The sequence below is a fragment of the Streptomyces sp. NPDC008163 genome (genome assembly GCF_042956885.1).
Taxonomy (GTDB): domain Bacteria; phylum Actinomycetota; class Actinomycetes; order Streptomycetales; family Streptomycetaceae; genus Streptomyces; species Streptomyces drozdowiczii_A.
In genome coordinates this window covers 93,835-108,173 of record NZ_JBIBHG010000012.1, presented here as the reverse complement: position 1 = coordinate 108,173, position 14,339 = coordinate 93,835, and the positions used below count along the sequence as shown (strand labels likewise).

General features: G+C 69.9%; 14 protein-coding genes. 9 read left to right on the top strand and 5 right to left on the bottom strand.

Annotated features, from left to right (window positions below; all coding sequences use genetic code 11):
• Positions 1–11 precede the first annotated feature (11 nt).
• From ACFZAT_RS25490 to ACFZAT_RS25450, 9 genes are all read left to right on the top strand, one after another.
• The gene (locus ACFZAT_RS25490; RefSeq protein WP_391267477.1) at positions 12–827 is read left to right on the top strand and encodes a hypothetical protein; all 816 of its coding nucleotides are present in this window, start codon (positions 12–14) and stop codon (positions 825–827) included.
• 141 nt (positions 828–968) lie between these two features.
• Positions 969–1,709, top strand: a complete 741-nt coding sequence (locus ACFZAT_RS25485) for a DUF1775 domain-containing protein (protein ID WP_391267476.1) — start codon at positions 969–971, stop codon at positions 1,707–1,709.
• Between the two features lie 70 nt (positions 1,710–1,779).
• Positions 1,780–2,433, top strand: coding sequence for an SCO family protein (locus ACFZAT_RS25480; protein ID WP_391267475.1), 654 nt, complete (start codon positions 1,780–1,782; stop codon positions 2,431–2,433).
• The gene (locus ACFZAT_RS25475; protein ID WP_391267474.1) at positions 2,430–2,879 is read left to right on the top strand and encodes a copper chaperone PCu(A)C; all 450 of its coding nucleotides are present in this window, start codon (positions 2,430–2,432) and stop codon (positions 2,877–2,879) included. Before ACFZAT_RS25480 ends, ACFZAT_RS25475 begins: the two co-directional genes overlap by 4 nt.
• A gap of 14 nt (positions 2,880–2,893) precedes the next feature.
• Positions 2,894–4,816 (top strand): copper resistance protein CopC, encoded by a 1,923-nt coding sequence (locus ACFZAT_RS25470; protein ID WP_391267473.1) that lies wholly within the window; start codon positions 2,894–2,896, stop codon positions 4,814–4,816.
• Positions 4,817–4,824: 8 nt separating this feature from the next.
• On the top strand, positions 4,825–6,111 hold the full coding sequence (gene efeB, locus ACFZAT_RS25465) for an iron uptake transporter deferrochelatase/peroxidase subunit (protein ID WP_391267471.1): 1,287 nt from the start codon (positions 4,825–4,827) through the stop codon (positions 6,109–6,111).
• Positions 6,112–6,171: 60 nt separating this feature from the next.
• A complete protein-coding gene (gene pheA, locus ACFZAT_RS25460) occupies positions 6,172–7,107 on the top strand; it encodes a prephenate dehydratase (protein WP_391267469.1) in 936 nt (311 codons plus the stop codon).
• Between the two features lie 517 nt (positions 7,108–7,624).
• Positions 7,625–8,914 carry a serine--tRNA ligase gene (gene serS / locus ACFZAT_RS25455; RefSeq protein WP_391267468.1) on the top strand — a complete coding sequence of 430 codons (1,290 nt, stop codon included), beginning with the start codon at positions 7,625–7,627 and terminating at the stop codon, positions 8,912–8,914.
• A complete protein-coding gene (locus tag ACFZAT_RS25450; protein ID WP_391267466.1) occupies positions 8,911–9,717 on the top strand; it encodes an HAD-IIB family hydrolase in 807 nt (268 codons plus the stop codon). The genes serS and ACFZAT_RS25450 overlap by 4 nt, the downstream gene beginning before the upstream one ends.
• 83 nt (positions 9,718–9,800) lie before the next feature.
• Here the strand turns inward: ACFZAT_RS25450 and ACFZAT_RS25445 are convergent, their stop codons facing one another.
• The 5 genes from ACFZAT_RS25445 to ACFZAT_RS25425 all read right to left on the bottom strand — a co-directional run bounded on the left by ACFZAT_RS25445 (position 9,801) and on the right by ACFZAT_RS25425 (position 14,301).
• Positions 9,801–10,493, bottom strand: a complete 693-nt coding sequence (locus ACFZAT_RS25445; RefSeq protein WP_391267465.1) for a hypothetical protein — start codon at positions 10,491–10,493, stop codon at positions 9,801–9,803.
• A 290-nt stretch (positions 10,494–10,783) separates the two neighbouring features.
• On the bottom strand, positions 10,784–11,503 hold the full coding sequence (locus ACFZAT_RS25440) for an ABC transporter permease (RefSeq protein WP_018522029.1): 720 nt from the start codon (positions 11,501–11,503) through the stop codon (positions 10,784–10,786).
• A gap of 23 nt (positions 11,504–11,526) precedes the next feature.
• Entirely contained in the window at positions 11,527–12,438 is a 912-nt protein-coding gene (locus ACFZAT_RS25435) for an ATP-binding cassette domain-containing protein (protein ID WP_391267463.1), read from the bottom strand.
• Positions 12,435–13,343, bottom strand: coding sequence for an ABC transporter permease (locus tag ACFZAT_RS25430; protein ID WP_391267461.1), 909 nt, complete (start codon positions 13,341–13,343; stop codon positions 12,435–12,437). Before ACFZAT_RS25430 ends, ACFZAT_RS25435 begins: the two co-directional genes overlap by 4 nt.
• Entirely contained in the window at positions 13,333–14,301 is a 969-nt protein-coding gene (locus tag ACFZAT_RS25425) for an ATP-binding cassette domain-containing protein (RefSeq protein ID WP_391267460.1), read from the bottom strand. The genes ACFZAT_RS25430 and ACFZAT_RS25425 overlap by 11 nt, the downstream gene beginning before the upstream one ends.
• Positions 14,302–14,339: the final 38 nt, after the last annotated feature.

Here is a 14,339-nt window from a genome sequence, read left to right as displayed (position 1 = left end):
ATGGGCCCGCCATGTCTGTGTCTGTGGGACGCGCCGGAGCCGGTCTACGGCTACTGAGGGCCGCGGTGTTCGCCGCGGTCTGCGTCGCGTTGTCCGCTGCCGGGCACGCGCTGGCCGCCTGCGCGACCGTCCCCTGGTGGACCCTGCTCGCCGGATTCCTCGGCGTCCTCGCGGTGGCCGTCCCCCTCGCCGGACGCGAACGCTCGCTGCCCTCCATCGCCGCGGCCCTGGCCGGCGGACAGCTCGCCCTGCACACCCTGTTCGGGCTGGGCACGCACACCGCGACCCCCGGGGCGACCGGCGGTGACGACGCTCTGATCCGGTTCGCGGCAGGCCTCGTCTGCGGCGCCGGACCCCAGCAGCTGAACGCCGCCGACGCACGGCACATCGTCGGCACCGCGGGCATCGACCCGGCGGCGGTGACCGCTCAGGCGCACCAGCATCTGGCCGCCACCCCTTCCGGCCCCGCATGGGCCACCCCGGCCGGCCTCCTCCACACGCTTCCCAGCCTGCCCATGCTCCTCGGGCACCTGCTGGCCGCCCTGGCCACCGGCTGGCTGCTGCGACGGGGCGAGATCGCCCTGTTCCGGCTCGCCCGGCTCTCGGCGCACGGGGCCCAGCAGGTCGCGGCCGGGGCCCGGCTCCGGGCGCTGCGGGACGCGTTCCGGCTCGTCGCCGCCCTGCGCAGTGGCCTGGCCGGGGAGCCCGCGACCGGGCCGCGCACCCCTCGTACCGCCGTGGACGCGCCGCGCCCGGCCACCGGGGATCCGTTGCAGCACTTGGTGATCAGGCGCGGACCGCCCTCCGTGCTCGCTCTCGCAGCCTGACGCGACGCCCTCCACGCGATGCGCACCGGCCCCTCCGGGCCTCGGCGCGCCATCGGTCCGTACGGAAGTGGCGTCGCGATGCCGGTGCGCACCCGTGCGCCGGAGCACCTTTCCTTCGTGCCCTGTGGAGTGATCCCTGTCATGAACGTTTCCCGCATCGCCCTCGCCGGCGGCGTCGCCGCCTCCGCCGTGCTGCTGCTCGCCGGTACGGCCTCCGCCCACGTCAGCGTCCAGCCGCAGGGCGAGGCCGCCAAGGGCGGCTACGCCGTCATCAACTTCAAGGTCCCCAACGAGCGTGACGACGCCTCGACGACCAAGCTCGAAGTGAACTTCCCGACCGACCACCCGCTGGCGTCCGTCATGCCGCAGCCGGTGCCCGGGTGGGACATCGAGGTGACGAAGAGCAAGCTGGCCAAGCCGCTTGAGATGCACGGCAAGACGATCAACGAGGCCGTCTCCAAGGTCACCTGGACCGGCGGCAAGATCGAGCCCGGCCGCTTCCAGCAGTTCCCGCTCTCCGTCGGCCAGCTCCCGGAGGACGCCGACCAGCTGGTGTTCAAGGCGATCCAGACGTACTCCAACAAGGAGGTCGTGCGCTGGATCGAGGAGCCCAAGGAAGGGGCCGAGGAGCCCGAGTCCCCCGCGCCCGTCCTCAAGCTGACGGCTGCGGCCGATGACGCGCACGGGGCGTCCGGCGCGGACGCGAAGTCCTCCGACTCCACTGCGGGCTCCGCCGAGAAGAGCGGCGCGACCACCACCGCTTCGGCGTCCTCCTCCGACTCCACGGACAACACCGCCCGGGTGCTCGGCATCGTCGGCATCGTCATCGGCGTCGCCGGCGTGGCCTTCGGTGTCCTGGCCGGGCGCCGTCGTACGACCTGACAGGCCCCACGGGGGCCAGGCGCTTCCTGGCCCCCACCCCGCTCCACCGACCCCTCAGGAACAGTGCTCCATGGTTAAGAAGATCGTTCCGGCTGCGGCGCTCGTCGTCGCGGCCGCGCTCACCCTGTCCGCCTGCGGCAGCAGTGACAACGACAGCAAGAAGCCCGTGGCCGACGTGTCGATGCAGACGAAGACACAGGCCGCGACGGTGCTCGACCAGCCGTTCACCAAGCCGGACCTCGTCCTGACCGACACGCACGGCAAGAAGTTCGACCTGCGCAAGGAGACCAAGGGCAAGCCGACGCTCATCTACTTCGGCTACACCAACTGCCCCGACGTCTGCCCGCTCATCATGAGCAACATCGCCATCGCCAAGAAGTCCCTGCCCAAGGCCGACCAGGACAACCTCCGGGTCGTCTTCGTCACCACCGACCCGGAGCGCGACACCCCGGCCTCCCTCGGCAGCTGGCTCAAGGCGCAGGACCCCTCCTTCATCGGTCTCACCGGCGACTTCCCGGCCATCCAGGCGGGTGCCCGGCAGATCGGCATCGGCATCTCCGCGCCGAAGAAGGAGAAGGACGGCACGGTCGTCTCGATGCACGGCTCGCAGGTCATCGCCTTCTCCCCGAAGACCGACAAGGGCTACGTGCTGTACAGCGAGGACACCACGCCCGACGACTACACCAAGGACCTCCCCAAGATCGTCAAGGGGGAGAACCCGTGAACCACCGCACCACCCTCGCCGCCGTCCTGGCCGTGACCGCGGGCCTGACGCTGGCGGGGTGCTCGACCTCCTCGGACAAGCCCGAGCTCAAGGTAGTCGGCGGGTTCATGCCGCAGCCCGTCAACGACATGGCGGCCGGCTTCCTCGTCGTGCAGAACAACGGCACCGGCGACGACCGCCTCACCTCGGTCACCAGCCCGCTCTCGGACGACGTCACGATCCACGAGACGAAGGACCAGGTCATGCGGAAGGTGGCGTCCTTCGACGTGCCCGCGGGCGGTGAGCTGGACCTCGAACGTGGTGGCAGCCACATCATGTTCATGAAGCTCAAGAAGCAGCCCAAGCAGGGCCAGAAGGTGTCCGTGGAACTGCACTTCGAGAAGGCCGGCGCGATCGAGGTCGTCCTTCCCGTGAAGGAGACCACCCACAACCCGAAGAAGCAGTGAGGGACTGACACGCCATGACAGCCACCGCCCCGCCCTTCGGGCCGCCCCCGTCCGCCCCACGCCGGCCGCTCGCCGCGGCCGGACTGCTCGTCGCGCTGCTCGGCGCGGTGCTCGGCCTGCTGCTGGCCGTCGCGGCCCCCGCGTCGGCCCATGCCGCGCTCACCGGGAGCGATCCGCAGGACGGGGCGGTGGTCGCCACGGCACCCACGCAGGTCACGCTCACCTTCTCCGAACAGGTCGCCCTCGGTGCGGACTCCATCCGCGTCCTGGACCCCTCGGGCAAGCGCGCCGACACCAAGGCCGCCCCGCGCGACCTGCACAGCGGGTCCACCGTGAAGTACGGCGTCGCCCTGCGCGGCGGCCTCGGCGACGGCACGTACACCGTGGCGTGGCAGGCGGTCTCCGCCGACAGCCACCCGGTCTCCGGCGCCTTCACCTTCTCCATCGGGGCGCCCTCCGAGACCACCGTCGCCCTCCCCGACAGCGAGGCGGGCGGCGGGCTCGTCGGCACGCTCTACGACATCGCGCGCTACGCCGCGTACGCCGGCTTCATCGTGCTCGCGGGCGGTGCCGCCTTCGTCCTGGCCTGCTGGCAGCGCGGTGCGGGTGCGCGACCGCTGCAACGTCTGGTGGTACGCGGCTGGATGACGCTGACCGCGGCGACGATCGCGATGCTGCTCCTGCGCAGCTCGTACACCGGCTCCGGGAAGCTCGGCGACGTGCTCGACCTCGACGGCCTCAAGGCGGTCCTCGACACCAAGCCCGGTGCCGCCCTGGTGTCTCGGCTCCTGCTGCTCGGCGCCAGTGCCCTGTTCGTCGCGGTGCTCTTCGGCGCGTACGCCAAGCGCGAGGACCCGCGTGAGAAGAGGGACCTCACCTTCGGCCTCGCCATCGGCGGCGCGGTCATCGCCGCCGGAATCGCCGGCACCTGGGCGCTCGCCGAGCACGCGTCGACCGGTATCCAGCCCGGCATCGCCATGCCCGTGGACGTGCTCCACCTGCTGGCCGTCGCCGCCTGGCTGGGCGGGCTCGTGGCGCTGCTGACCGCGCTGTACCGCACACCCGACCTGACCTCGGCGGCCGTACGCCGCTTCTCCACGATCGCCTTCGTCAGCGTGGTCGTCCTCGTCGCGACGGGGGTCTACCAGTCGTGGCGGCAGGTCGGCACGTGGTCGGCGCTGACCGGTACGGGGTACGGGCAGCTGCTGCTGGTCAAGGTGGGGCTCGTCGCCGTCCTGGTGGGGATCGCGTCGATGTCGCGTCGGTGGACGGGGAAGCTCGCGGAGGGCAGCGACGCCCCGGCCGTGGTGACGCCCGACGCCGACGAGGAGCCCGAGGCCGCACCGGAGACCGCCGAGGACCCCGCCCGGGCCGCTCAGCTCGCCCGGCAGCGGGCCGCCGTGGCCACCGCCGAGAAGAAGCGGATACGCGACGCCGACCCCGGCCGGTCGGGGCTTCGCCGCTCCGTGCTGGCCGAGGTCGGCGTCGCCGTGGCCCTGCTCGCGGTGACCACCGTCCTCACCTCGACGGAGCCGGGCCGTACGCAGGAAGAGGCGGCAGGCTCCTCGTCGGCGGCGGCCGGGTCCGTGGACAGCGGTCCCGTCAACCTCGCACTGCCCTTCGACACGGGCGGCGCGAACGGCAAGGGCACGGTACGGATGGACATCGACCCGGGACGCACCGGAGCCAACGTGATCCACCTGTGGCTCGAGGACCCCGCCAAGAAGCCCATGGACGTGCCCGAGGTGAAGATCGCCTTCACCCTGGAGTCCAAGGACATCGGCCCCTTGCCGGTCGTCCCGGTCCGGCTGACTGAGGGCCACTGGACCGCCACCGGCCTCCAGATCCCGATCGCGGGCGACTGGAAGGTCGCGGTGACGGTACGGACCTCCGACATCGACCAGACGACGGTCGACAAGAACGTGAAGATCGGCTGAGCAGGACCGTGAGCGGAAAAAGCAAGAACAGCGACACCGGTAACACCCCTGCCCTCTCCAGGCGACGGCTGCTCGGCACTGCGGGCGCCGCCGGGGCGACCGGGCTGGTCCTCGGCGCGGCCGGCGGTGCCACCGGCTATGCCGCGACCCGTGACGAGGCACCGGCCGCGCTGACCACGGTCGGCTCCACCGAGGTGATGTTTCACGGGAAACATCAACCGGGGATCACCACTCCGCTTCAGGCATCCGGTCATCTCATCGCCTTCGACCTCGCCCCCGGGGCCGGGCGCAAGCAGGCCGTCGCCCTGATGCGCCGGTGGTCCGCGCTGGCACAGCGGCTGATGGCCGGTGAACCCGCCGGGGGTGCGGCGGACGGCCCCGGACACGACACCGGGGTCGCGCTGGACGCGGGCCCGTCCTCGCTCACCGTCACCTTCGGCTTCGGCGCCACCTTCTTCGAACACACGGGCCTCACCGCGCACCGCCCGCCGGGGCTCGACCCGCTGCCGCCGTTCTCCTCCGACCACCTCGACACCGGCCGGTCCAACGGGGATCTGTGGGTCCAGATCGGCGCCGATGACGCGCTCGTCGCCTTCCACGCACTGCGGGCCGTGCAGAAGGAGGCCGCCTCGACGGCCACCGTGCGCTGGCAGATGAACGGCTTCAACCGCACGCCCGGTGCGACCGCGAAGCCGATGACGGCCCGCAATCTGATGGGCCAGATCGACGGCACCGGCAACCCGAAGGCAACGGACGACGACTTCGCCGCGCGCGTGTTCGTCCCCGGCGGCCAGGACCCGGCGTACGACTGGCTCACGGGCGGCTCCTACGCGGTGGTCCGGCGGATCCGGATGCTCCTGGACGACTGGGAGAAGCTTCCGGTGGAGCGCCAGGAACGGGTCATCGGCCGCCGCAAGGCGGACGGCGCCCCGCTCAGCGGCGGCACCGAGACCACCGCGATGGACCTCGACAAGGCGGGCCCGGACGGCAAGCTGCTGATCCCGGACAACGCGCACGCCCGGATCTCGTCGCCCGAGCGCAACAGCGGTGCGGCGATGCTGCGCCGGCCGTTCTCATACCACGACGGGATCGCCCAGGACGGCACCCCGGACGCCGGGCTGCTCTTCATCTGCTGGCAGGCCGATCCGCTGCGCGGCTTCGTCCCGGTGCAGCGCAAGCTGGACCGGGGGGACGCGCTCTCCCCCTTCATCCGCCACGAGGCGAGCGGGCTGTTCGCGGTGCCGGGCGGGGCGGCGGCCGGTGAGTACGTGGGGCAGCGGCTTCTGGAGTCCTGAGCCGCGGAGGGCCCGTCCGTACGGACCTTCCGCGCCGCCACCGCGCATTAGGGTGACGGTATGTCCGCCACGCGCTACGCCTATCTCGGCCCCGAAGGCACCTTCACCGAGGTAGCCCTCCGTACGCTCCCGGAAGCCGCGACCCGCGAACTCGTCCCGATGGTCTCCGTACCGGCGGCTCTGGACGCGGTGCGCAACGGAACGGCCGCCGCGGCACTCGTACCGATCGAGAACTCCGTCGAGGGCGGCATCACCACCACCCTCGACCAGCTCACCAGCGGCGAGCCGCTGATGATCTACCGCGAGGTGCTGCTCTCCATCACCTTCGCGCTGCTCGTACGGCCCGGCACCAAGCTGTCCGACATCAAGACGGTCACCGCCCACCCGGCGGCGCAGCCGCAGGTGCGCAACTGGATGGCCGCCCATCTCCCGCAGGCGGTATGGGAGTCGGCGGCATCCAACGCGGACGGCGCGCGGCTCGTGCAGGAGGGCCGCTACGACGCCGCCTTCGCGGGCGAGTTCGCGGCGGCGAGGTACGGACTCGAACCGCTGGTGACCGAGATCCACGACGCGGAGAACGCGCAGACCCGCTTTGTGCTCGTGGGCCGTCCGGCACGGCCCTCCGCGCCGACCGGTGCGGACAAGACCTCCGTGGTGATCTGGCTGGGCGACGACCATCCGGGCGCCCTCCTCGAACTGCTCCAGGAGTTCGCGGTGCGCGGCGTGAACCTGATGTTGATCCAGTCCCGGCCGACCGGGGCCGGCATCGGCAACTACTGCTTCGCGGTGGACGCGGAGGGCCACATCTCCGACCGCCGGGTCGGAGAGGCTTTGATGGGACTCAAGCGCATCTGCCCGAATGTGCGCTTCCTCGGCTCCTATCCGCGGGCCGGTGCGGCTCCGGCGGATGTGCGCCCGCTGCGGGCGGGCACGTCCGACGCTGAGTTCACCGAGGCGTCGGACTGGCTGGCACGCAACCAGGACGGGCGGGCCTGACCGAGCCCTGGGTCTCCCGGCCCAGGGCTGCTTTGTGTCCACAGGGCTGGTGCGATCAGACGATTGATCACACCGGGAAGAGTTATCCACAGGCGAGGGATTACACCTGGGGACAAGTCGACACCGCAATCCGACATGATCGACAAACCGACACAGCCCACTCGCACCCGTCCACAGGGCATCTGTTCACCCCGTGTCAGCTCAATTCCGTTGATCAACTCTTTAGGGCTATCAATTCCCACCCGAACGAGCGCGTGAAACGGGTTTGAACCTTGAATCCAGGCGTTTTCAGCAGGCCCTCGGAATGATCTCTTCCGAGTCCACAGACTTCCCCCACAGCCTGTGGATAACTTTGACGGGGTGGTCGCTCCTGTGGAAAAGCGACGCTCAACTACCCCACCACGCAAGCCTCGTGACCCACTCGCCCCACAATGCCGAATACCGGCAATTCGGGCAAAGCGCCACGCTTGGTCCTATCGGTTCAAGTGGGCGAAGCCGACACCGGTAGCCTGGAGGAGTGATTGACCTTCGCCTGATTCGTGAGGACCCCGACCGTGTTCGCGCCTCCCAGCGCAACCGGGGAGAGGACGTCGCACTCGTCGATGCCCTGCTCTCCGCCGACGAACGGCGCAGGTCGTCCGGGGCCGCTTTCGATGAACTCCGTTCCGAGCAGAAATCGCTCGGCAAACTCATCCCCAAGGCCTCTCCCGAGGAGCGCGCCGAGCTCCTGACCCGCGCCGAGCAGCTCAAGGCAGACGTCAAGGCCGCCGACGCGGCCCAGGACGAGGCCGACGCGGAGACCAGGAATCTGCTGCTGCGGCTCGGCAACATCGTCCACCCGGACGTGCCGGTCGGCGGCGAGGAGGACTTCGTCGTCCTGGAGACGCACGGGACGATCCGCGACTTCGGCGCGGAGGGATTCGAGCCCAAGGACCACCTGGAGCTCGGCGAGGCGCTCGGCGCGATCGACATGGAGCGCGGCGCCAAGGTGTCCGGCTCCCGCTTCTACTACCTGACGGGCGTCGGCGCGCTGCTGGAGCTCGCCCTCGTCAACGCGGCGATCGCCCAGGCCACCGAGGCCGGCTTCACCCCGATGCTGACCCCGACCCTGGTCCGCCCCCGCGCCATGGAGGGCACCGGCTTCCTCGGCCAGGCCGCGGAGGACGTCTACCACCTGGACAAGGACGACCAGTACCTGGTCGGCACCTCCGAGGTACCGCTCGCCGCGTACCACATGGACGAGATCATCGACGCGGAGAAGCTGCCGCTGCGCTACGCCGGCTACTCCTCCTGCTACCGCCGCGAGGCGGGCACGTACGGCAAGGACACCCGGGGCATCTTCCGGGTGCACCAGTTCACCAAGGTCGAGATGTTCTCGTACGTCGACCCGGCGGACGCCGAGGCCGAGCACCTGCGCCTCCTGGACTGGGAGAAGCAGTGGCTCACCGGCCTCGAACTGCCCTTCCAGGTCATCGACGTCGCCAGCGGCGATCTGGGGGCCTCGGCCACCAGGAAGTACGACTGCGAGGCCTGGATCCCGACCCAGGGCAAGTACCGCGAGCTCACCTCGGCGTCCAACTGCGGCGAGTTCCAGGCGCGGAGGCTCTCGGTCCGGATGCGGGACAACCGCGACGGCAAAAAGACCATGCGGCCCCTGGCCACGCTGAACGGCACGCTCTGCGCCGTCCCGCGCACCATCGTGGCGATCCTGGAGAACCACCAGCTGGCCGACGGTTCGGTGCGGGTGCCCGAGGTGCTCCGCCCCTACCTGGGCGGGCGCGAGATTCTGGAGCCGGTCGCCAAGTGACCTTCCCTTACAAGCTTGTCGCGACCGACCTCGACGGCACCCTCCTGCGCGACGACGAAACCGTCTCCGCTCGGACCCGCGAGGCGCTGGCGGCCGTCGCCGGTGCCGGTGCGGCGCACATCGTCGTCACCGGCCGCGCCGTCCCCTGGACCCGGCACATCCTGGACGACCTCGGCTACGAGGGCCTGGCCGTCTGCGCGCAGGGCGCTCAGGTCTACCACGCGGGTGAGCGCAGGCTGCTCACCTCGCTCACCCTGGACCGGCAGCTCGCCGGGCTCGCCCTCTCCAAGGTCGAGGCCGAGGTCGGTCCGCTGGCGCTGGCCGCGAGCCGCGACGGGCTCGACGGCGAGGTGCTGGTCGGGCCGGGCTACCGCGTGCAGGAGGGGCCGCGCCCGGCCGTCTTCGTGCAGGACCCGGCCGAGATGTGGGCCGCCCCGCTGAACAAGGTGTACATACAGCACCCGGATCTGGACGACGACGCACTGGCGAAGGCCGCGCGGGCGGCGGTCGGCAATCTGGTGGACGTGGTCATGGCGGGCCCGGGGGTCGTGGAGATCCTGCCGCTGGGGCTGAGCAAGGCCACCGGCCTCTCGCTGGCCGCGCGTCGGCTGGGTGTGAAGGCCGCGGACACGATCGCCTTCGGCGACATGCCCAACGACATCCCGATGTTCGCCTGGGCCCGGCACGGCGTGGCCATGGCCAACGCCCACGCCGATCTGAAGGCCGTCGCTCAGGAGACGACTACGTCGAACGACGACGACGGGATCGCGGTGGTGCTGGAGCGGCTGCTGCGGGAGTCGTAGGCCGCCGCTCTTTCGGTACGTACGGCTCAGGGACCGGGCGCCGCCTCGGTCCCTGAGCCTTTTCCACGCTGCCCGGGGCCGGATCAGCGCCTGTTGCGGCGGCCCAGCTCCTTGAGATTGCGGGCCAGGGCGTCCATGCGGTCGTCGAGCCGGACGACGTCCTCGGAAACCCCGCTGAGCCTCACGCTCATGGCGCCGACGACCTGGTGGGTCGCCTCCAGCCTGCGGTCGAGGCTGTCCAGCCGGTGCGACATCCGGCTGAGGACCGGGCCCAGTTCCTGGAGCGCGGTGCCCACACCGGCCAGGTGGCCTTCGACCCGGGTCACGCGGTGTTCGAGCGACGCGTATCCCGCGCGGAGGTCCTGCTCGGCGTCGAGCAGATACATACGCACGCACCGGGCGACGTCGCTGTCGCGAAGAAGCATGGCGACGTTGAGGACGGTCCGGCGGGTGTAGAGGCGGAGCTGAGTGGCTGCCTGTGGATAACTTCCGGCACCTTCACTCTTCCATAGGGACAACATGTCCCTATGGAAGGCCCCCAGGTCAGGCCCTCGAAGCGTCCTGAGACCGTTCTCCTCCAGCTCGGCTCGATGGCGGTGGGTCACCTTTTTGACCACCTCTGTGGATACTTCGAAGTAACGAGCCACATCCTCTGTGCGAACATGAATCCCGTCCGGGAGCATGACAAGGCACTTCACCTTGTCCAGGGCATCGACGCGCCCCATCTGTTCGACGCGCAGTGCGCGTGATTCGAGTAGAGCGACTTCCGTCGGCATGAGCTGCCTTCCGTTCGTGAAAGCTTCGCGGAAATGGACAGCCCTCTCCCCGGGCTTCAGGGGCGGAGGACGCTCACGGTTGCCACTCACTCGAGGAACCGACCGACGGGGGTTCCCCGCCGTATCGGCCATCTGCACATTTCACGAACGCTACGACGCCACGGATTCCAGTTGCCTCCACGCACCGTGAACAACGCACCGATAACCGTACAGTTACGCGTAAGACTGTCCGACATGTGACAACCCCCGGCCGATGACCGGGGGTTGTCACATGTCGGACGACGGTCCGCTCACTCCTCGCCGGCCAGCTTCAGCGTGCGCAGCTTCTGCCCCGCGTACCAGGTCGCCGCGACGGTCACCACGGCCAGCAGCACCGTGGCGAGCGGCAGACCGACGTCCGAGGTGATCGCACCGTTGCCGCCGGTCTTCTCCGCCAGCGCGAGCGACCACTGCTGCACGCTGAGCGTGCGCGCACCCGGCACCAGGCTGCCGAACAGGGCCTCCCACACCAGCGCGTAGACGAGACCCAGCACCACCGCGTGCCGGCTGACGGTGCCCAGCAGCAGGAACAGCGCGCTGTAGGCGATCGAGGCGACCAGAGCGGCGATCGTGTACGCCACCGCGATCTGCTGGCCGTTGCCGTTGAGGATCAGACCGGCGAGCAGCGTCGGGACCGCCGAGAAGACCATGGTCACCGCGATCGCGACGATCAGCTTGGTGAAGATGATCGTCGGTCGGCTCACCGGCTTGGCCAGCAGGTAGACGATCGAGCCGTCGTCGATCTCCGGGCCGATCGCGCCCGTGCCGGCGATCACACCGATCAGCGGCACCATGGTGGCGATGGCGAATCCGCCCAGCACGTCCGAGGCCACCTGGTCGTCGGCCCCCGCGAACATCCGTACCGCCACCGCGATGACGATCAGCAGTGCGGGCAGGACGAAGAGGATGGCGGCCCGGCGCCGGCCGAGCAGCGCCCGGTAGGTGAGCCGGGCGACTGTGGGGTCGTACATGACGTCACAGCTCCTTGTCGGCCTCAGGCCGCTACGAGATAGGAAAAGACCGATTCGAGGGACTCGTCGGACGGTGAAACGGTCAGAAGACGAATGCCCTGCTCGCGTGCGACCTTGGGCAACAGAGTGGTGAAGCGGCCGAAATCGATCGCCTGGATAAGCAAAGCGTTCTCGTTCAGGTCGACTTCGATCCCGGCCGTCGACGGATCGGCGATCAGTGCCGCGGCCAGGGCCCGGTCGTCGCTGGACCGTACGAGATAGCGGTGCGGGCGGTCCGTCATCAGCCGGCGGATGCGGCGGAAGTCGCCGGAAGCCGCGTGCCGTCCCGCCACGATCACCTCGATGTGCGAGGCGAGCTGTTCGACCTCTTCGAGGATGTGCGAGGAGAAGAGAACCGTACGGCCCTCCGCGCCCATCCGGCGCAGCAACTCCATCAGCTGCATCCGCTGGCGCGGGTCCATCCCGTTGAAGGGCTCGTCCAGCAGCAGCACGGACGGGTTGTGGACCAGCGCGGACGCCATCTTCACGCGCTGGCGCATGCCCTTGCTGTACGTCGCGATCTTGCGGTCCTGCGCATACTCCATCTCGACCGTGGCCAGCGCGGCGGCCGCCTCGGCGTCGCCCAGGCCGTGCAGCTCGGCGTTGGCCACCACGAATTCGCGGCCGGTCAGGAAGTCGTACATCCCCTCCCGCTCGGGCACGATGCCGATCTCGCGGTACACCGCCTCGTTGCGCCAGATCGGCTTCCCGTCGAGAGTGACCGTGCCCGTCGACGGAGCGAGAAATCCGGCCATCATGTTGATCAGTGTCGACTTGCCGGCGCCGTTGGGGCCGAGCAGACCGGTCACCCCGGGCCCCACGGTCATGCTGACGTCGTTGACGGCGACCACGTTGCCGAACCAGCGGGAGGTGTGGTCGATCTCGATGGTGGTCACAGCCCGACCCTCCGGTAGCGGCGCATGAGCACGGCGTACGAACCGGCGATCAGCGCGAGAACAACGAGCAGATAGATGACACCGATTCCGGCGCCCGGGCCGTTGCCGCCGGGGAAGGCCGAGGTCGCCCCGAGGAACGCGGTCTGCACCCCGTCGATCAGCGTGATCGGGGAGAACAGCCCGAGATACGGCACGGCGCCCTCGGAACCGGTCGACCAGGCGATGCCCTGGATGGTGGAGACCGCGCCATAGGTGATGGTCAGCAGCGCGATGACGGCCGCGACACCGAAGCCGCGGCGCGGCGTCAGCGCGGCCATCACGAGACCGAGACCGGCGAAGAGCACGGAGAGCAGCAGCACGGACACCATCCCCTGGGCGAACCACTTGGTCTGGTCGCCGAAGTCGAACTTCCCGAGCAGCGCGCCGATGTAGAGGATCACGACCGGCGCACCGGTGAGCACGAAGACGGCGGAGGCCATGGCGGCGAACTTGGCGAGGACGTAGTCGCCGTGCTCGATCGGCCGCGAGAAGTACAGCGGTACGGTCTTGAACCGCAGGTCCCTGGAGACCGCCTGCGGTGCCTGCGCGGCGATGAACAGGCCGATGACGGCCTGCAGATAGATCGCGAACGACGTGTACTTGATCGGAAGCTTCGTCGTCCCCGGTGCCGCGATGGCGACGGCGACGATGATCGCCGCCACGAGGCACATCACGCCGAACAGCAGCATGGGAAGCACCTTGGACTTGGCCGAGCGGCCGAGCCCGAAGGATCCCCGCAGGGTCTGCGAGTACAGCGAGCGGCGTGCGTACGCGCGCCCGAGCCGCGGGCCGTCGTAGGAGCGGTAGCCGATGTTGTGGATCCGGGAGGTCTCGTTCCCGGTGGCGGCGCCGGTCTCAGTGCTCATCGCGTCCGCTCCCCTTCTGCATTACGGCTCCGGCCGGCACGGCCGCGGACTGCGCCTCGTCGCTGCGGAACACCTCGGCGATGTGGTGACGGCGCTGTTCCATCCGTACGAGGCCGAGTCCGAGCCCCGCGACGCTGTCGCGCACGAGGTCGTACGTCTCCTCGCCGGTCGCCTCGACCAGCAGGATGTGACCGGCACCGGGCAGCCCCTGGGTGTCCAGTCCGTCGAGGCCGACGAGTTTGACGCCCGCCTCGGTGAGGGAACGGCGCAGGGCGCTCGTACCGTCCGGGTGGGTGTCGCTGTCGGTGACCTCGACCGCGAGGGTCGTCGTGGTCTGGGTGAAGTCGCTGGTGGAGCTGGAGCGCAGCAGCTTTCCGCCGTCGATGACGACGACGTGGTCGCAGGTGCGTTCCAGCTCGCCGAGCAGGTGCGAGGTGACCAGCACCGAGATGCCGAAGTCGCTGTAGATCCGGCGGATCAGGCCGAGCATCTCGTCGCGGCCGACCGGGTCGAGCCCGTTCGTCGGCTCGTCGAGCAGGACCAGCTGGGGGTCGTGCACCAGCGCCTGGGCCAGCTTGACCCGCTGCTTCATGCCCGTCGAGTAGCCGCCGATGGGGCGGTAGCGCTCCTCGTACAGGCCGACATGGCGCAGGGTGTCCGCCGTGCGTTCACGGGCGGCCGTCGGTGGCAGACCGGACATGCGCGCCATGTGGACGACGAACTCGGTGGCCGAGACGTCGGGCGGCAGACAGTCGTGCTCCGGCATGTAGCCGACCCGCTCGCGGATGGCGGGGCCGCTGTTCGAGACGTCGAGCCCGAGCACGGCGGCCCTGCCCTCGGTCGCGGGGGACAGCCCCAGCAGGATCTTGATCAGCGTGGACTTGCCGGCCCCGTTGGCGCCCACCAGCCCGGTCACACCCGGGCCGATGTCCAGGGTGAGCCGGTCAAGCGCGGTCACCCGGGGGAACCGTTTACTCAGACCTTCGGCAGCGATGA

Bases quoted from the DNA above. Each gene is read 5' to 3' on its own strand.
- ACFZAT_RS25470 (WP_391267473.1), top strand. From the start codon at position 2,894: ATGACAGCCACCGCCCCGCCCTTCGGGCCGCCCCCGTCCGCCCCACGC.
- ACFZAT_RS25490 (WP_391267477.1), top strand. From the start codon at position 12: ATGTCTGTGTCTGTGGGACGCGCCGGAGCCGGTCTACGGCTACTGAGG.
- ACFZAT_RS25430 (WP_391267461.1), bottom strand. From the start codon at position 13,343: ATGAGCACTGAGACCGGCGCCGCCACCGGGAACGAGACCTCCCGGATC.
- pheA (WP_391267469.1), top strand. From the start codon at position 6,172: ATGTCCGCCACGCGCTACGCCTATCTCGGCCCCGAAGGCACCTTCACC.
- ACFZAT_RS25445 (WP_391267465.1), bottom strand. From the start codon at position 10,493: ATGCCGACGGAAGTCGCTCTACTCGAATCACGCGCACTGCGCGTCGAA.
- ACFZAT_RS25485 (WP_391267476.1), top strand. From the start codon at position 969: ATGAACGTTTCCCGCATCGCCCTCGCCGGCGGCGTCGCCGCCTCCGCC.
- ACFZAT_RS25480 (WP_391267475.1), top strand. From the start codon at position 1,780: ATGGTTAAGAAGATCGTTCCGGCTGCGGCGCTCGTCGTCGCGGCCGCG.
- ACFZAT_RS25440 (WP_018522029.1), bottom strand. From the start codon at position 11,503: ATGTACGACCCCACAGTCGCCCGGCTCACCTACCGGGCGCTGCTCGGC.